The organism is Magnetovibrio sp. (assembly GCF_036568125.1).
In the GTDB taxonomy this organism is placed as follows: Bacteria; Pseudomonadota; Alphaproteobacteria; order Rhodospirillales; family Magnetovibrionaceae; genus Magnetovibrio.
Map to the genome: position 1 here is coordinate 1 of NZ_DATCTF010000015.1, position 15,567 is coordinate 15,567.

At 58.1% G+C, this 15,567-nt stretch carries 17 protein-coding genes; 10 read left to right on the plus strand and 7 right to left on the minus strand.

Features of this window, described 5'->3' with window-relative positions; translation table 11 throughout:
- Positions 1–10: 10 nt before the first annotated feature.
- The 9 genes from VIN96_RS12630 (at position 11) to VIN96_RS12670 (ending at position 8,899) form a co-directional block, all read left to right on the plus strand.
- Positions 11–139, plus strand: a complete 129-nt coding sequence (locus tag VIN96_RS12630) for a FliG C-terminal domain-containing protein (RefSeq protein WP_331894287.1) — start codon at positions 11–13, stop codon at positions 137–139.
- Positions 140–170: 31 nt separating this feature from the next.
- A complete protein-coding gene (locus tag VIN96_RS12635) occupies positions 171–1,040 on the plus strand; it encodes a FliH/SctL family protein (protein WP_331896590.1) in 870 nt (289 codons plus the stop codon).
- Positions 1,041–1,064: 24 nt separating this feature from the next.
- Positions 1,065–1,439 (plus strand): flagellar motor switch protein FliN, encoded by a 375-nt coding sequence (gene fliN, locus VIN96_RS12640; protein WP_331896591.1) that lies wholly within the window; start codon positions 1,065–1,067, stop codon positions 1,437–1,439.
- Between the two features lie 38 nt (positions 1,440–1,477).
- The gene (locus VIN96_RS12645) at positions 1,478–2,287 is read left to right on the plus strand and encodes a motility protein A (protein ID WP_331896592.1); all 810 of its coding nucleotides are present in this window, start codon (positions 1,478–1,480) and stop codon (positions 2,285–2,287) included.
- Positions 2,288–2,301: 14 nt separating this feature from the next.
- Positions 2,302–3,669 carry a sigma-54 dependent transcriptional regulator gene (locus VIN96_RS12650; RefSeq protein WP_331896593.1) on the plus strand — a complete coding sequence of 456 codons (1,368 nt, stop codon included), beginning with the start codon at positions 2,302–2,304 and terminating at the stop codon, positions 3,667–3,669.
- Between the two features lie 68 nt (positions 3,670–3,737).
- Positions 3,738–5,864 carry a flagellar biosynthesis protein FlhA gene (gene flhA, locus VIN96_RS12655; protein ID WP_331896594.1) on the plus strand — a complete coding sequence of 709 codons (2,127 nt, stop codon included), beginning with the start codon at positions 3,738–3,740 and terminating at the stop codon, positions 5,862–5,864.
- A 19-nt stretch (positions 5,865–5,883) separates the two neighbouring features.
- Positions 5,884–6,666 (plus strand): MinD/ParA family protein, encoded by a 783-nt coding sequence (locus VIN96_RS12660; protein WP_331896595.1) that lies wholly within the window; start codon positions 5,884–5,886, stop codon positions 6,664–6,666.
- 60 nt (positions 6,667–6,726) lie between these two features.
- Entirely contained in the window at positions 6,727–8,454 is a 1,728-nt protein-coding gene (locus VIN96_RS12665; protein WP_331896596.1) for a hypothetical protein, read from the plus strand.
- A gap of 49 nt (positions 8,455–8,503) precedes the next feature.
- On the plus strand, positions 8,504–8,899 hold the full coding sequence (locus tag VIN96_RS12670) for a hypothetical protein (protein ID WP_331896597.1): 396 nt from the start codon (positions 8,504–8,506) through the stop codon (positions 8,897–8,899).
- Positions 8,900–8,923: 24 nt separating this feature from the next.
- Here the strand turns inward: VIN96_RS12670 and VIN96_RS12675 are convergent, their stop codons facing one another.
- The 4 genes from VIN96_RS12675 to fliI all read right to left on the minus strand — a co-directional run bounded on the left by VIN96_RS12675 (position 8,924) and on the right by fliI (position 12,015).
- Entirely contained in the window at positions 8,924–9,070 is a 147-nt protein-coding gene (locus VIN96_RS12675; protein ID WP_331896598.1) for a hypothetical protein, read from the minus strand.
- Between the two features lie 139 nt (positions 9,071–9,209).
- Positions 9,210–9,974, minus strand: a complete 765-nt coding sequence (locus VIN96_RS12680; protein WP_331896599.1) for a pentapeptide repeat-containing protein — start codon at positions 9,972–9,974, stop codon at positions 9,210–9,212.
- 54 nt (positions 9,975–10,028) lie between these two features.
- Positions 10,029–10,460: a flagellar export protein FliJ gene (gene fliJ / locus VIN96_RS12685; RefSeq protein ID WP_331896600.1), complete on the minus strand. Its 432-nt coding sequence runs from the start codon at positions 10,458–10,460 to the stop codon at positions 10,029–10,031.
- Positions 10,461–10,521: 61 nt separating this feature from the next.
- A complete protein-coding gene (gene fliI / locus VIN96_RS12690) occupies positions 10,522–12,015 on the minus strand; it encodes a flagellar protein export ATPase FliI (protein ID WP_331896601.1) in 1,494 nt (497 codons plus the stop codon).
- A gap of 265 nt (positions 12,016–12,280) precedes the next feature.
- On the opposite strand from fliI, the gene ctrA reads away from it, so the two are divergent.
- Positions 12,281–12,982 (plus strand): response regulator transcription factor CtrA, encoded by a 702-nt coding sequence (gene ctrA, locus VIN96_RS12695; protein ID WP_331896602.1) that lies wholly within the window; start codon positions 12,281–12,283, stop codon positions 12,980–12,982.
- A gap of 22 nt (positions 12,983–13,004) precedes the next feature.
- Here the strand turns inward: ctrA and VIN96_RS12700 are convergent, their stop codons facing one another.
- The 3 genes from VIN96_RS12700 to VIN96_RS12710 form a co-directional block, all read right to left on the minus strand.
- Positions 13,005–13,841, minus strand: a complete 837-nt coding sequence (locus VIN96_RS12700; RefSeq protein ID WP_331896603.1) for a protein-glutamate O-methyltransferase CheR — start codon at positions 13,839–13,841, stop codon at positions 13,005–13,007.
- Positions 13,842–13,887: 46 nt separating this feature from the next.
- Complete coding sequence (locus tag VIN96_RS12705) at positions 13,888–15,030, minus strand: chemotaxis response regulator protein-glutamate methylesterase (protein ID WP_331896973.1); 1,143 nt, start codon at positions 15,028–15,030, stop codon at positions 13,888–13,890.
- Positions 15,031–15,132: 102 nt separating this feature from the next.
- Positions 15,133–15,498, minus strand: coding sequence for a response regulator (locus tag VIN96_RS12710; protein ID WP_331896604.1), 366 nt, complete (start codon positions 15,496–15,498; stop codon positions 15,133–15,135).
- Between the last annotated feature and the right edge of the window lie 69 nt (positions 15,499–15,567).

Genomic DNA, 15,567 nt, shown 5'->3' on the forward strand with positions numbered 1-15,567 from the left:
TATGGACGCCATGGGCGCGGTGCGCTTGAAGGACGTCGACGAAGCCCAGGCCGCCATCGTCACCATCGCCAAGCAACTGGCCGACAGCGGCGAAATCGTCATCGCCGGTCAGGGCGAAGAAGAACAGCTGATATACTGATATGATGACACCAGGATCAACGGACACGGCAATGACAGTGGCGGGCCACAAAAAATTTCTGTTCGACCGGGATTTCAGTCCCGAAGCGGCGCTCAAGATGCAGTTGGAGGCACAAGCCAAGGCTGCGTCCGAGGCCGAGCCTGTCGAAATCGTGGAAGAAACGCTCGCCGACGTGCCCGTGACTTATACCGAAGAGGAACTGGCTCAAGCCCGCGCCGAAGGCTTCCAGGCAGGACACACCGAGGCCACTCGCGATCTGACATCTGCCCTGGAACAACGCCTAACCAACACCATGGACGCCATCAACGCCCAAGTCGCGAACCTGTTCGATGCCTTTGCCCGCGACAAGGAAGAGCACAGCCGTGATGCGGTTGCGGTGGCCACGGTGATCGTGCGCAAACTGTTTCCCGCCCTCAACATGGACAAGGCCATGGCCGAGATCGAGCACATGATCGTCGAAGCCATGCAACGCACATCCGGGTCCCCGACCCTGATCATCCGCGTCACGCCGGACATGAAAGACGCCGTGGAAGCCAAGGTCACAGAACTGGCGGCGCTACGCGGGCGCGACGGCACCGTGACGGTGATGGCCGATGCGAAAGTGGCAGAGGGCGACGCCACCATCGAATGGGACGGTGGCGGGATGGTCCGCGACAGTGCCCTGATGTGGCAGGAAATCGATGAAATCATCGAGCGGAATCTGGGCTCGAAGCGCGCCCAAGGCGACACCGGCTCTCAGTCTGCTTCACATACTGAGACCGCACAAGAACCTGCACAAGAGGTTGTGAACGACGCGGCAGTCGAGGACAATGAGAACCCAGCAACGGAGTCGCCTGGCGAAGGCTCCGAACAAGACGAAGCTGGCGACGGGACGCCGGAAACACCGGATAACAGCGGCTAAGTGGATTTAGCCCAGGAGATCGATATGGCTGACGAAAAAAGTCTGGAACTCAGCGAACTGGAAGACCCCACCCCCACGGCGCAAGCGAGCGACGACGATGAGGCCGAAGCGACTTTTGCTGAGTCTGCTGGTTTTACCGACATGCCGCGCAACGCCCGAGACCTGGAAGCGGTCTACGACATTCCGGTCCAAGTGTCCGCGGTGCTGGGCAAGGCGACCATGCAGGTCAGCCAATTGCTTAAACTGGGACGCGGCGCGGTTGTCGAACTGGACCGCAAGGTCGGTGAAGCTATCGACATTTACGTCAACAACCGACTGGTCGCCCGCGGCGAAGTCGTGGTGGTTGAAGACCGCCTGGGCGTGACCATGACGGAAATCATCAAAACCGATCGAACTTAATCCTTCGGCGAGACGAAAGCGGCAAAGAGACCTTTCATATGGCGGACAGCTCCATTCACATCACCAAGGCCAAGTCGTCGACCGACATCGCGACACTGATTGGTCTGATCGGTGGCTTCGGCCTTGTGATCGCCGCCATCATCACGGGCGGCTCACCCGGATCGTTCATCAACATTCCTTCGGTGCTGATCGTCATCGGCGGCACTTTGTGCGTGACCATGATCTGCTTTTCTCTCCAGGAAATGGGCCGCACCGCCAAGGTCATCGTCAAAACCATTTCCTACACCTCGCGCGATCCATCCGAAGCCGCCATTCAAGTGCTGCAAATCGCCGAACTGGCCCGCCGCCAAGGTGTTCTTTCATTGCAGGGCATCTTGGAGCAATTGGAAAGTGAGCCGCTGCTCTACAAAGGCATGTCCATGGTGGTGGACGGCACGCCCGGCGAAGAGGTCGAAACGATCTTGAAAAAAGACATGTTTTCAACCGTGCAACGCCATCAAAAAAGCGCCAACGTCTTAAAAAAAGCAGCTGAGTTCGCTCCCGCCATGGGCCTTATCGGCACGCTCATCGGTCTGGTGCAGATGCTCGGCAACCTGGACGACCCCGGCTCCATCGGTCCGGCAATGGCTGTGGCCTTGCTTACGACATTCTACGGTGCGGTGCTCGCCAACATGGTGTTCGCGCCGATGGCTTCGAAACTGGACCGCAATTCCGTCGAAGAAGCCATGGTCAACAACATTTACGTCATGGGGGCCGCATCCATCGGCCGCCAGGAAAACCCGCGCCGACTGGAAATGATGCTCAACAGCGTCCTGCCGCCGGCAAAACGTGTTGAATACTTCGACTGAGAAAGCTCACGCCCATGCGATTGCTCATCATTGGAACTTTGGACGGACAAGTCGGCGCGGCCAGCCAGATCGCGTTGTCCCGTGGCGCAAAGGTCAATCATGTCGACACGATCGAGGGCGGCCTGGAATTTCTCCGTTCCGGGCGCGGCGCTGACTTGGTGTTGGCCGACGTCCAAGAAGACCTCGCCACCCTGATCGGCAGCCTTGAGGCCGAGCGCATCGCCGTGCCCGTCATTGCGTGCGGTGTTGGCAACGACACTCAGGCCGCCGTGCGCGCCATCAAGGCTGGCGCCAAAGAATACATCCCCCTGCCCCCCGATGCCGAGTTGATCGGCGCGGTACTGACCGCGGTGGCGGAAGAAAACTCAGACTTCATCCATACCGACGCGCGTATGACCGAGATCATCAAACTCGCCGACCAAGTCGCGCCGTCCGATGCCTCGATCCTCATCACCGGGCCTAGCGGCACGGGTAAGGAGATGATGGCGCGTTACCTGCACATCAAAAGCAAACGTAAAAACGGGCCGTTCATTGCCGTCAACTGCGCCGCGATTCCGGAAAACCTGTTGGAATCCGAGTTGTTCGGCCATGAAAAGGGCGCCTTCACCGGCGCCGTTGCAAGACGCATCGGCAAATTCGAAGAAGCCAATGGCGGCACCATCTTGCTCGACGAAATCAGCGAAATGGAACCGCGCCTACAAGCCAAGTTGCTGCGTGTCCTGCAAGAACGCGAAGTCGATCGGGTCGGCTCGAACAAACCGGTCAAGGTCAATGTGCGCGTGCTCGCCACCTCGAACCGCGACATGGACAAACACGTCGCCAGTGGCGGATTCCGCGAAGATTTGTATTTCCGTCTCAACGTCGTGAACCTGCAATTGCCGCCGCTGAAAGAGCGCCCCGACGACATCATCGCGCTGGCGCGCCACTTCGCCGCCAAGTACTCCGAAGCCAACGGCATTCAGGCCCGTGGCCTGTCAGAGCAGGCCCAGGCGAAGCTGCTGGCCTACGACTGGCCCGGCAACGTGCGGGAATTGGAAAACGCCATGCATCGTTCGATCCTGTTGGCCAGCGGCGACGAAATCGGAACCGAGGCGATCTTGCTCAACGATTCCCCGCTCACCCCACGAAACACCGCCGCCACAGCAGGCGTTCAGTCGTCGGCGAACGCCGACCCCGGCGCGATGGTCGGCAAAACCGTTTCGGAGGTCGAGCGCGAATTGATCATCAACACCTTGGACCATTGTCTGGGCAACCGCACCCACGCGGCGACCATCCTCGGCATTTCGATCCGCACGCTGCGCAACAAGCTCAAGCAATACAATTCGGAGGGCTTCAACGTGCCCTCGCCCGGCGGAACCGAGGGGGAGCAACCGCCCCTTTGACGATCGCTCAGAGAAACGTCATTCCCATACACCAAACCACTTACAGCAATAGGCTCTAACACCCGATTATGGCAGACCAAAACACCCCCACAGCCGTTGCCGACGACCCCTTTGCCGGGGGACGTTCGTTTCTGAACGCCATCTCGAAGCGCGGCGACATCATGATGGCGCTGGGCGTGGTGACCATTTTGGTGGTGCTGATCCTGCCCATGCCGACGTGGTTGCTCGATGCCAGCTTGGCGTTTTCGATCACGTTCTCGGTCCTGATCTTGATGACCGTGCTGTTTATCGAAAAACCTTTGGAATTCAACACATTCCCAACCGTTTTGCTGCTTGCCACGATGATCCGCCTGGCGCTGAACCTGGCCTCGACGCGCTTGATTCTGGCCCACGGCCACGAAGGCACCGACGCGGCGGGACAAGTGATCCAAGCCTTTGGCGGTTTCGTCATGGGCAACAATTTCGTCATTGGCATCATCGTGTTCATGATCTTGGTGTTGGTGAACTTCATCGTTATCACCAAGGGTTCGGGGCGTATCGCCGAAGTGTCCGCGCGCTTCACCCTGGACGCCATGCCGGGCAAACAGATGGCCATCGACGCCGATCTGTCCACCGGATTGATCGACGAAGAACAAGCGCGCAACCGACGCAAGGAACTGGAAGACGAAAGCACGTTCTTCGGTTCCATGGACGGTGCGTCGAAGTTCGTGCGCGGCGACGCCATCGCCGGCCTGCTGATCACCTTCATCAACGTCATCGCCGGCATGATCATCGGCGTCGCCCAGCACGGCATGACCTTCGCCAATGCCGCCGACAACTTCACCCGCCTGACCGTCGGCGACGGTCTGGTGACCCAGATCCCCGCCCTGGTGGTGTCGATCGCCGCCGGTATGATGGTCACCAAGGCCGGTGTGCGCGGCGCGACGGAAAAAGCTTTGTTCCGTCAGGTCGGCGGACAACCCCGCGCCATGGGCGTAAGCTCGTTTTTGCTTGGCGCCATGTCGTTGCTGCCGGGCATTCCGTTCTTCCCGTTTATGTTGCTGTCGGTGGTGACCTTCACCATCGCTTTCGTGATCAATCGCGGCCAAGAAAAGGTCAAAGCCGAAGAAGAAGCGGAAGCTCAGGCAATCGAGGCTCAAGAGGCGCAGATAACGCCGGACGAGCCGATTTCCACGGCGTTGAAAATCGATCTGCTGCGTTTGGAACTCGGTTATGGCTTGCTGTCGCTGATCAACAATCCGCGCGACGGCAAACGCCTGACCGACCAAATCAAGGCCCTGCGGCGCCAAATCGCGACCGAGATGGGCTTCGTCATGCCATCGGTGCGCATTCAAGACAACATGCAGTTGGACGCCAATACCTATATCGTGCGCACCAAGGAAATCGAAGCCGGGCGCGGCGAGTTGCGCCCCAACATGTTGCTGGTGATGGATCCGCGCGGCGAAGATATCACGTTGCCCGGCGAAAAAACGGTCGAGCCGACCTTTGGCCTACCGGCCATGTGGATCGACGAGCAAAACCGCGAAGAAGCCTTGTTCCGTGGCTACACCGTAGTCGATCCCGCCACCGTCATCACCACGCACCTGACGGAAGTCATCAAAGACAACATGCCCGAGCTGTTGTCGTATGCGGAAACGCAAAAACTGATCGACGAGTTGGACGACGAGCACAAGAAACTCATCGAAGAGATGATCCCCGCCCAGATTTCCATGGGCGGCACCCAACGCGTGCTGCAGAACCTGCTCACTGAACGGGTTTCGATCCGTGACCTGCCGACCATTATGGAGGGCATTTCCGAAGCCTGCGGCATGACCCGCAACGTGACCATGATCACCGAGCATGTACGCGCCCGACTGGCGCGCCAAATCAGCGACATGAACGTCAATGAGCAGGGCGTGATCGTGTTGTTATCGCTGTCACCGGAATGGGAGCAGCGCTTTGCCGAATCCCTGGTCGGCCAAGGCGACGATCGCCAGTTGTCGATGGCCCCGTCGCACTTGCAGGAATTCATCACCCAACTGCGCAACGCATACGAACGACAGGCCATGATGGGCGAGGTTCCGGCCTTGATGACCAGCCCCGGTATCCGCCCGTACGTACGTTCCATTATCGAACGGTTCCGACCCTCGACCGTGGTCATGAGCCAGAACGAAATTCATCCCAAAGCCAAAATCAAGACTGTCGGTCAAGTCTAACCTGGACTACCCTCAAGCCATGTCAAACACGAACCCAGCCCCATCGCCCGCTAAACGCGGCAAAGGTCAAAATATCATCGCCGTTGCCTCGGGCAAAGGCGGGGTGGGCAAGACCTTTTTGGCCATCACGCTGGCAAGCGCGTTGTCCAACAAGGAACGCAAGGTTTTGCTGTTCGACGGCGATTTGGGCCTCGCCAACCTCGACATTCAGTTGGGTTTGATGCCGCAGCAAGATCTAGGTTCCGTGATCGCTGGGCGGCTGACGCTCAATCAAGCGGTGCTGCCGTTCCCCCAAGGCGGTTTCGACATCATCGCCGGACGCTCCGGTTCCGGCGGGCTGGCGAATATCCCGACATCGCGGCTGCAAATGCTCAACGAAGATTTGGCGCTGTTGGCTCAGGCTTACGACCACGTGATCTTGGATTTAGGGGCGGGGGTGGAGCGCACGGTGCGCCAGTTGACCCACAACGTCGGCACCTGCATCGTGGTCGCCACCGACGAACCGACCTCGCTGACGGATGCCTATGCGTTCATCAAGCTAACCCATATGGAACGGCCCAAGCTGGACATCCGCATCGTCATCAACGCCGCCAACTCAACGCGCGAGGGTGAACGCACCTACAACACCCTTTTGAAGGCGTGTGAAGGATTTTTAAAGATTTCTCCGCCATTATTGGGGGTCGTGCGCCGCGACCCAAAGGTGCGCGAGACCATCAAGGCCCAAGTGCCCTTGCTGACGCGCTATCCCAACGCCGAAGCCGCCCAAGATATCGGCTTGATTGCCCGCAAATTGCTCGACTAGGCGTATCGTTCGCAAAGGCAGAGACACAAACCGCAGGGAAGAAACCCGAAAGGTTACGTTATGCCGACCGTACAGCCGCCACCGCCCTCGCCGCCGCCTACTGCGCCGTCAACCGGCCCCGCCGTCGCGGTCGCCGTGAAAGCTCCGGAAACCGTCAGTCAGCTGCGCCCGGGCCAAACCTTGCAGGCGACCCAGGTCGTTCAACCCACGCAGGCGACGCAACCGGCTCAGGCAACTCAACCCACCACGCACATGACGCCGCCAACCGCTCCCGCGCCGACCCAATCTCTGCCGGCCAATCAGGTCCAGGTGCAGACCACGCTGGGGCCGGTCACGCTGCAAACGACGCTGTCGATCCCCAAGGGTGCGGTTCTGACACTGATGCTCAGCCGCCTGACGCCCCAGCCGCAGTTTCTCATCACAGAAATCAACGGCAAGCCCGTTCCGGGAACGCAAGTGGCGCAAGCCGCTTTGCAAAATGCCGGGGCGAGCGCATTGGCAGGACAACGCACCGATACACCATCGTTGAACGAAGGTGCGCGCATCGGCGCGACCTTGTTGCGTCCGGCCAGCGTGCCGGTTACCAACGCACCGCAATCTCCCGCTCAAGCCTCGGGACAAACGCTGCTCCAAACGCCCACACAGGTCGGCGCCCCCCCGCAACCCGCGGTCAGCCCATCCTCGCCGGTATCCACAGCCCAGACTGCTGTTTCCAGTTTACCGAACGCTCCGGCCCCAACGACTTCTGTCGGAACGCCCGCAGGGACGCCAGGAACGGCGCAAGCCGCACCGCCTCTAACGGCGCAGTCCGTGCAAATGCCATCGGGCACCCGCTTTACAGTGACGGTGGTGCGCATCGAACCGCCCGGCGTCGCGCTCAACACGGCTACTTCAGGCTCAAGCGGCGGACTGGCCGCTGGATCTACGATCGGCGGGACCGTCACCGGCACCACCGCGCAAGGACAACCGATCGTGCAAACGCCGCATGCAACCCTTGCCTTGGACACGACCGCCAAAATCGGCGAAGGCATGCGTGTGGTGCTGAAACTGGAAACCGCGCCAACGCTGCCCGACACTACAGACACCGCCAAACTAGGACGCACCGGCCCGTTGGAAAGCCTCGCCCAAGCCAAGGCATGGCCGCAACTGGACGAGGCGCTGAAGACCCTGGCCCATGCCGATCCCACACGGTTTCAGCATCTCGCCAACACGATATTGCCGCAACCGGGGGCGAAACTGTCCACTCAAATGCTGTTTTTCCTCAGCGCGCTCAAAGGCGGCGACATCAAAGCGTGGCTGGGCGATAGCGTCACTCGGGTAATCGAACGCGATCGCCCCGGCCTCACCGGCCGCTTGGGCAGCGATTTCCAGATCATGTCAAAGCTGGCGGATGAGCCGCAATCGGGCGATTGGCGTTTGGCGCTGATCCCGCTGTGGAACAGTGGCGCACTTGAACAGCTGCGCATGTACTACCGCAATCGCGGCGGACAAGACGATGACGACGGCGAAGACGACGGCACGCGGTTCGTGCTCGACGTCGCGCTCAGCAACATCGGCCATGTGCAGATCGACGGCTTGATGAAACCGTCAGCAAAAAAATTGGACTTGATCGTACGTACCGAAGAACCGTTCCCCGACACCTGGCGCACCGACATCGCCGACATTTTCGTCGCGGCCCAAGACATCACCGGCATTGGCGGCAGTTTGGCCTTTCAGGCCGCGCCCGGAAACTTTATTGAATTTCCCGCAATCGAAACGCCCAGCCCACAGCGCGGCCTGTTCGTGTGAGAACGGAGCGTGATACAAAGGACAAGATGAGAGAACGAAGGAACTGCGTATGGACCTGAACGAACGGCGCGCTCTTCTAGCGGTCGATAACAACCTGGATCGCAAACTGGATTATCTGGTCACGCTTTCGGGACATCTGCCCGGCGGAGGCGGCGCACGCCAACTGGTCAATGTGCGCTATGTGCCCGATAAGCTGATTTTACAAGCGCGCTCATTCGGCGCTTACCTCGAGGCCTTGGCCGAAACACCCTGGAACAATCCCGAAGATCTGGCCGTCACGGTGCTGACCGACATCAACAATGAAGTGATCGCGCGCTGGGTTCAGGTCAGCATCAACGTGCCGGAATTGCAGCACCACGCCGTCGACACCCACGCAGTATTGATCGAAGACCGTCAGCCAGGATGGGATAACCCCGCGCTGCTCGGCCGCCTGGAACGCATATAAGCGCTCACAGTCGAAGTCTTAAACTTACAGCGCGTCGCAGGTCTTGTTGCTGTCGAAAAACACCATGCGGCCAAGGCGGCATGCCACTTGACGCACGGTTAAAACAACCATCACGGTGGCAAAGCCAATCGCCAAGGCCGAGATCGCCCACAAAAAAATCAGTTCCAACATATTGGTCTTCCTTCGGGGTGTTGTTGCACGTTCAAGAGATGGATCGTTGCCACCTCCTTATATTAGATTTTTATAATATAGTGAACAGGGGCCGGATGCAAGGCCAATCGGAGTTATGCGTCATGAAAGGCTGAAACGATCAATTGGCCCGGCCGTCGGCGCCAATGACATGCTGGATGCTTGAAGGAATGTTCTGGGCATCGCGAAAATCGGTTTGCTCGAACAGCGCATTGCCGAAATCGACATCCCGTAAGTTAGCACCGACGAATTCGGTCTCGATCAGACGCGCGCCACGCAGCACCGTACCGCTGAGGTCGCTTCCGGAAAACTTGACCTCTTCGGCGCTGGCTGCGGTCATTTGCATATTGCGCAAATTCGACCAGCGGAAATCGGAACCGAGTATATACCCACCCAACATGTTCACCCCGGAAAAGTCGCTGTATTGAAAGCTGGCTTCTTCCATGATGATGTCTTTCATGAACGCGCCCGCAAAATTTGCCTTGTCGGCTTTGACATAGTTCAAGTCCGTGCCGAACTGGAACGATCCACTTAAATCCGCACCACTCAAGGTGGCGTAGTCAAAGCGCGTATGGAATAGGTCGGCTTGTCGCAAGTCACTGGCAACAAAGGATGATTCGGAAAGGTCAGACCACTTGAGGTCCGTTTTATGCAGCTTTGCACCATCAAACACACAGCGTCGACATTTGAAATTCATCATGTTGACGCCGGAAAAATCGGAATGGGAAAAATCAGCACCGTCAAAGATTTTACCGAAAAAATCGCACGCGGTGTAATCCGTATTGGGGCGTGGCGTATCGCAGATCGCATCCGCCTTCGCGGATGTGCTCCAGGCGCCCAAGGCACACATAAGACCGGCAACAAAGCATAGCGAACGCGTCGTCATATCGCCTCCCTGCCCACGGCTCATCATAGCCGTGATTGACGGCAAAGGGAACGCTCAGCCGTGGGCTGACTTTTTACGGCGATGCTGGTTCAAAGCAATTTCATCGAGCATGATCTGCTCACGGCGGCTTTGCTCGCGTTCATAGCGGCGCTGACGGTTGCTTTCCACGGTCTCGTACTTTTTGAGCTCTTGGTAGGCGTCCGACAACTCGTCTTGGGCGTGTCCTATGACGAATTCCATCTGGTCGATGGAATCTTGCAAATTTTCACGCCGTTGAATGACTTGCTGGGCAAATGCACCGTAGGTCGATCCCGCCAAGGTCGGATCGGCGGCGGCGATTTTTTGCTGTTCGATCAAATCGGCTTCGAGTTGCTTCATCTGATCTTCTAATTCGCCTTGCAACCGCAACAGCTCTCCCAGCTTACGGCGCTTCTCATCGACATTCCATTCATGCAGTCGGATCAGGTTTTTAATATTCGCAGCCAAGTTTCAAACCCTCAATTTTGCTTTTTGTACCGTTGGCCGTCGTTGCGGCTTTGGTGATTGGTCACTGTGTGGTCGTCGAAATGTTGACGCGCGGCATTTCCGGCATCAGTCCTGTGTTTAATCCGGGTGCCAATCCTGGTTGGGCGGGTTGGCCCGGTTGAGGGGGCTGGCCCGGTTGCCCAGGCTGGGCGCTTTGATCTTGTGGGGCATCGGCGGAAGTACCGGGCGCAGGCATATTCAACAGCGCCGCGAGTTGAGCGTAGCACCCGGCAAGGTCCGTATGATCGCCCTTGTTTTGGGTCAAAAAATCTTCCAGGGGGCGGTGATAGTGAATGGCTTCATCCACTTCCGGGTCGGTGCCAAGACGGTACGCCCCCAAGCGAATCAGTTCCGCCATGTCGTCGTAGGTGGAGATCAGGCGCTTGGCACGGCTGACCAAGGCGTTTTGCTCGTCGGTATTACAGCCGGGCATGGTACGCGAAACGCTTTTGAGGATGTTCACGGCGGGAAAGCGCCCACGTTCGGCGATTTCGCGGTCCAAGACCACGTGACCGTCCAAGATACCGCGCACCGCATCGGCGACCGGCTCGTTGTGATCGTCACCTTCCACCAGCACGGTAAACAGGCCGGTGATCGAACCTTGACCCTCTTGCCCCGGTCCGGCGCGTTCCAACAGACGCGGCAATTCGGCAAACACCGACGGCGTATAGCCCTTGGATGCCGGGGGTTCGCCCACCGACAAGGAGATTTCGCGCTGCGCCATGGCGAAACGGGTCACGCTGTCCATCAGGCACAGGACTTCTTTGTTCTGGTCGCGGAAATATTCCGCCGTCGCCAAGGTGGTGTAGGCCGCCTGACGGCGCACCAATGGCGGTTCGTTCGAGGTCGCGACGATCACCACCGAACGGGCCAATCCTTCCTCTCCCAAATCGTCTTCGATGAATTCTCGCGCTTCGCGACCACGTTCGCCGATCAGACCGATGACGCTGACCTCGGCGTCGGTGTTGCGCGCCATCATCGACATCAGCGTCGATTTACCGACGCCGGAACCGGAAAAGATGCCCATGCGCTGGCCTTGGCAGCACGTGAGAAAGGCGTTCATCGCGCGCACGCCGAGGTCCAGTTTGCCGCCCACCCGCTTGCGCAAATGCGCGGGTGGCGGTTCATTTTGAACCGGATATGAAAGATTGCCGCTGGGAAGCGGACCCTTGCCGTCGATCGGCTCGCCAAATGCATTGACCACACGCCCCAACCAGCCCTCGGTGGGGTAGATCACCGGTTCCGACGCACCAACCTCGACGCGACATCCCAAACTGACGCCATCCAAGGGACCGAACGGCATCAAAAGCGCGCGTTCTTCGCGAAAACCGATCACCTCGCAGGCAATCCGCCGCCCGCCACGGCCGACGATGTCGCAATGGTCGCCGATGGAAAACACACCCTCGACCCCGGACACCTCGACCAGCAGACCGACCACCGCCGCCACCTGACCGTAGATTTCAAAATCTGGCAGGCGTTCCAGTTCGTTGATGATGTTGTTGACGTAAACGGGCACTTGGCTTCCTGGCCGTTTTTGCCCATCAATCCACCGTTCTCGGCGAATCACTTTGGGCTCAAATTCACGAATGGCGCTTCTGCGTCATACGACAGTGTAAACTATGCCCCGGTATCCTTTAAGGCTTGGTAAAGCAAATCAACGCGTTAACAAAGATTAATACGCAATATATACTACCATCACTTGGCGCCTTGAATGTGCGCTCTACTACATATATGGTTAACGATCTCTTTTGAGCAGTTTTTATAAATGGAGTTTCGCCCCAATGCGCGTTCTGCTTGTTGAAGACGATCCCGCGATGGCGCAAAGCGTCGAGTTGATGTTGAAAACTGCCGGCATGGTGGTGGATGCGACGGACCTCGGCGAAGATGGCCTGGAAATCGGCAAGCTCTACGATTACGACATCATCATTTTGGATCTGATGCTGCCCGACATGGACGGCCTGGAAGTTTTGCGCCGCCTGCGCGACGCGCGGGTGGAAACGCCTGTGTTGATCCTGTCCGGCCTCACGGAATCTGAAATGAAGGTCAAGGGGCTCGGCACCGGCGCCGACGACTATCTAACCAAGCCGTTCGACAAACAAGAACTGCTCGCACGTATCCAGGCGATCGTGCGTCGTAGCCAAGGCCACAGCCAATCGATCATTCGCACCGGCAAACTGGCGGTCAACCTCGACGCATCCACCGTCGACGTGGATGGGCAAACCATCCACCTAACCGGCAAGGAATACGGTATCTTGGAACTGCTCAGCCTGCGCAAGGGCACGACCCTGACCAAGGAAATGTTCCTCAACCACCTCTATGGCGGTATGGACGAACCGGAGTTGAAGATCATCGACGTGTTCATCTGCAAACTGCGCAAGAAACTCGCGGACGCCACCGGTGGCGACAACTACATCGAAACGGTGTGGGGACGCGGTTACGTGCTGCGCGACCCGGAACAAGCCCCTCAAGCCAAACAGGCCTAAGCCTTAAAACTCTCCATCTTCATCAGATTTCCACCAAGCATGGCGGACCATTGGTGTGTTTGTACGCCCCCCGCCCGGCCTGCACCGGCCCGAAGTCTTCGGTCAGACCCATGGTCGATTCAGCACTGCCCAAAAACAGCACGCCGTCTTTGTGCAGCACCTTGCTAATCGATGCCAGCACGCGGCTTTTCGTTTCCAAATCGAAGTAGATCATGACGTTTCGGCAAAACACCAAATCGAATTGCCCCAAGCCATCACACTCATGCAGCAAATTGAACGGTTTAAACGTGACCATTTTGCGGACATCGTCGTTCACGCGCCAGTCGTCGCCATCCTGGGTGAAGTGCTTCACCAGCAGGTTCACCGGCAACCCGCGTTGAATTTCAAACTGGCTGTAACGCCCTAGCGCGGCACGCGCCAAGACCGAGTGAGAGATATCGGTGGCGACGATGTCGACCTTCCAACCCGCCAGCTTGGCCGCTTCACCCTTCACGATCATTGCCAGGGAATAGGGCTCCTGTCCGCTTGAGCACGCCGCACACCACACCCGAATATGGCGCTTGTCCGCGCGGCGTTGCAGCAATTGCGGCAAAATCGTCGACTTGAACAGATCGAACGGTTCGCGATCACGAAAGAACGACGACTCATGGGTGTTCATCGCCTCCACGATCTCGACCGTCAAAGCTTCATCTGGATACGCGGTGAGATTTTGAACCATATCCGCAATGGTTTGATAGCCTCGCTTACGCGCCAACGGCGCCAAACGGGTATCGATTAAATAGTTTTTTTCAGGCGTGAGAATCAGACCGGATCGGTCTTTGAGCAGGTTGCGCAGATATCGATAATATCCAGACCCCAAAAGCTCACCTCTCCCACAAGGCCGAGGTTACCGCCCCAGACGAGCCTTACCGAGTACGGCTGACGAAATTCGCGACATAGCCCGGCAGCTCGCCAATCGGCAAAACGGCACTGCAAACGCCCGACGACGCTGCCGCACCCGGCATACCCCAAACCACGGACGTCTTTTCATCCTGAGCGATCACGGTACCACCGGCATTGACGACATCTTGCGCAGCCTTTGCGCCATCGTTGCCCATACCGGTCAAGATCACGGCGATTACGCGTCCGCCATAGACCTTCACCACACTGCGCAACATTGGATCAACGGCAGGTCGGCAGAAATTCTCCGGCGGGTTCTGGTTCAGCGTCACCACCCGCTGCGGACCTTTTTGCGTGACGATCATGTGGTAATCGCCGGGCGCCAATAAAATCTTACCGGTTTCGATGAGATCGCCGTCCTTGGCTTCCGAACACGGCCAGCCGGTCATACGGGTGATGTGTTCAGCCAAGATCGAGGTGAACGTCGCAGGCATGTGCTGGGTAATGACGATCGGCAAATTGATGCTTTTGGGTAGCCCTTTGAGAAACTCGAACAGCGCTTGCGGACCACCGGTGGAACTGCCGATGGCGAGGATATCCGGCTTGACCGTACCCGGTTTGCGCAGAACGATTTCACCGCTTCTGTTGATTTTCCATCCCTGCGGCGCGCTTGAAGCCGGACGCGCGGTGCCGGGCGCGGGTTGTGCGCCGGGGGTGGTGCGTGCAACGGCTGGCGCCGGGCGCGGGGCGATCTGGCGCCCGGTCGCTTGGCGATGAATGATGCCGAGGTTTTTGACTTTATCGATCAACTCGCGCTTAAAATCGTTTTCGCCGCTCAGTTCACGCGCGGCGGACGGTTTGGGTACGTAATCCGTAGCGCCCGCGCTCAATGCCTTCAGGCTGATCTCCGCATTGCGCTTGGTCAAGGTCGACGCCATGATCACTTTGATATTGGGGTCGGCTTTCAACAGCAGTGGCAAGGCCGTCAGACCATCCATCACCGGCATTTCGATATCCAAGATCACCACATCGATCTGACCGGGTTGACGGGTCAGTTGATTGACCGCCAACTGACCGTTACCGACGGAAGCCGTCACGCTGACGTCCGGGTCGGCTTCCAACATACGCGTAATCAGGCCTCGGATGACGGCGGAATCGTCCACCACCATGACTCGAATCTGGCTGCCGTTGGTCGAATTATGCGCCGTGTCGCTCACGCCTGTGTTCCGTTTTTAAGGGTTAAGCTGAAAACCTTTTGGATTGTTTGATGCTTAGAGCAGACCCACCTGGGTAAACTTCGCTTGGATAATTTCGCTGTCGAAGGGCTTCATGATGTATTCGTTGGCCCCGGCCTCGATCGCTTCTTGAATGTGCTCGATATCGTTTTCAGTGGTGCAAAACACGACCACCGGCTTGTCACCACCCGGAAGCGCACGCATTTCCCGCAAGAATTCGATCCCACTCATCACCGGCATATTCCAATCCAGCAAAACAGCGTCCGGCATGCCGACTTTACAGGCGTCCAGGGCGATCTGACCGTCGGCGGCTTCAGCGGTCTCAAACTCCAGGTCTTGGAGGATTTTTTTGGCCACCATGCGAATGACCTTGGAATCATCGACAATGAGACAAGATTTCATGCGAACCCTGATAGTTGAAAGGTGAACCGAACTGCGGCTTCCGCCCACTCTGACAGAAAACGCCCATAG

Excerpts from the sequence above, each read along its gene's own strand:
- VIN96_RS12630 (WP_331894287.1), top strand. The coding sequence starts at position 11 with ATGGGCGCGGTGCGCTTGAAGGACGTCGACGAAGCCCAGGCCGCCATC.
- VIN96_RS12635 (WP_331896590.1), top strand. The coding sequence starts at position 171 with ATGACAGTGGCGGGCCACAAAAAATTTCTGTTCGACCGGGATTTCAGT.
- fliN (WP_331896591.1), top strand. The coding sequence starts at position 1,065 with ATGGCTGACGAAAAAAGTCTGGAACTCAGCGAACTGGAAGACCCCACC.
- VIN96_RS12645 (WP_331896592.1), top strand. The coding sequence starts at position 1,478 with ATGGCGGACAGCTCCATTCACATCACCAAGGCCAAGTCGTCGACCGAC.
- VIN96_RS12650 (WP_331896593.1), top strand. The coding sequence starts at position 2,302 with ATGCGATTGCTCATCATTGGAACTTTGGACGGACAAGTCGGCGCGGCC.
- flhA (WP_331896594.1), top strand. The coding sequence starts at position 3,738 with ATGGCAGACCAAAACACCCCCACAGCCGTTGCCGACGACCCCTTTGCC.
- VIN96_RS12660 (WP_331896595.1), top strand. The coding sequence starts at position 5,884 with ATGTCAAACACGAACCCAGCCCCATCGCCCGCTAAACGCGGCAAAGGT.
- VIN96_RS12665 (WP_331896596.1), top strand. The coding sequence starts at position 6,727 with ATGCCGACCGTACAGCCGCCACCGCCCTCGCCGCCGCCTACTGCGCCG.
- VIN96_RS12670 (WP_331896597.1), top strand. The coding sequence starts at position 8,504 with ATGGACCTGAACGAACGGCGCGCTCTTCTAGCGGTCGATAACAACCTG.
- VIN96_RS12675 (WP_331896598.1), bottom strand. The coding sequence starts at position 9,070 with ATGTTGGAACTGATTTTTTTGTGGGCGATCTCGGCCTTGGCGATTGGC.
- VIN96_RS12680 (WP_331896599.1), bottom strand. The coding sequence starts at position 9,974 with ATGACGACGCGTTCGCTATGCTTTGTTGCCGGTCTTATGTGTGCCTTG.
- ctrA (WP_331896602.1), top strand. The coding sequence starts at position 12,281 with ATGCGCGTTCTGCTTGTTGAAGACGATCCCGCGATGGCGCAAAGCGTC.
- VIN96_RS12705 (WP_331896973.1), bottom strand. The coding sequence starts at position 15,030 with ATGGTGGTGGACGATTCCGCCGTCATCCGAGGCCTGATTACGCGTATG.
- VIN96_RS12710 (WP_331896604.1), bottom strand. The coding sequence starts at position 15,498 with ATGAAATCTTGTCTCATTGTCGATGATTCCAAGGTCATTCGCATGGTG.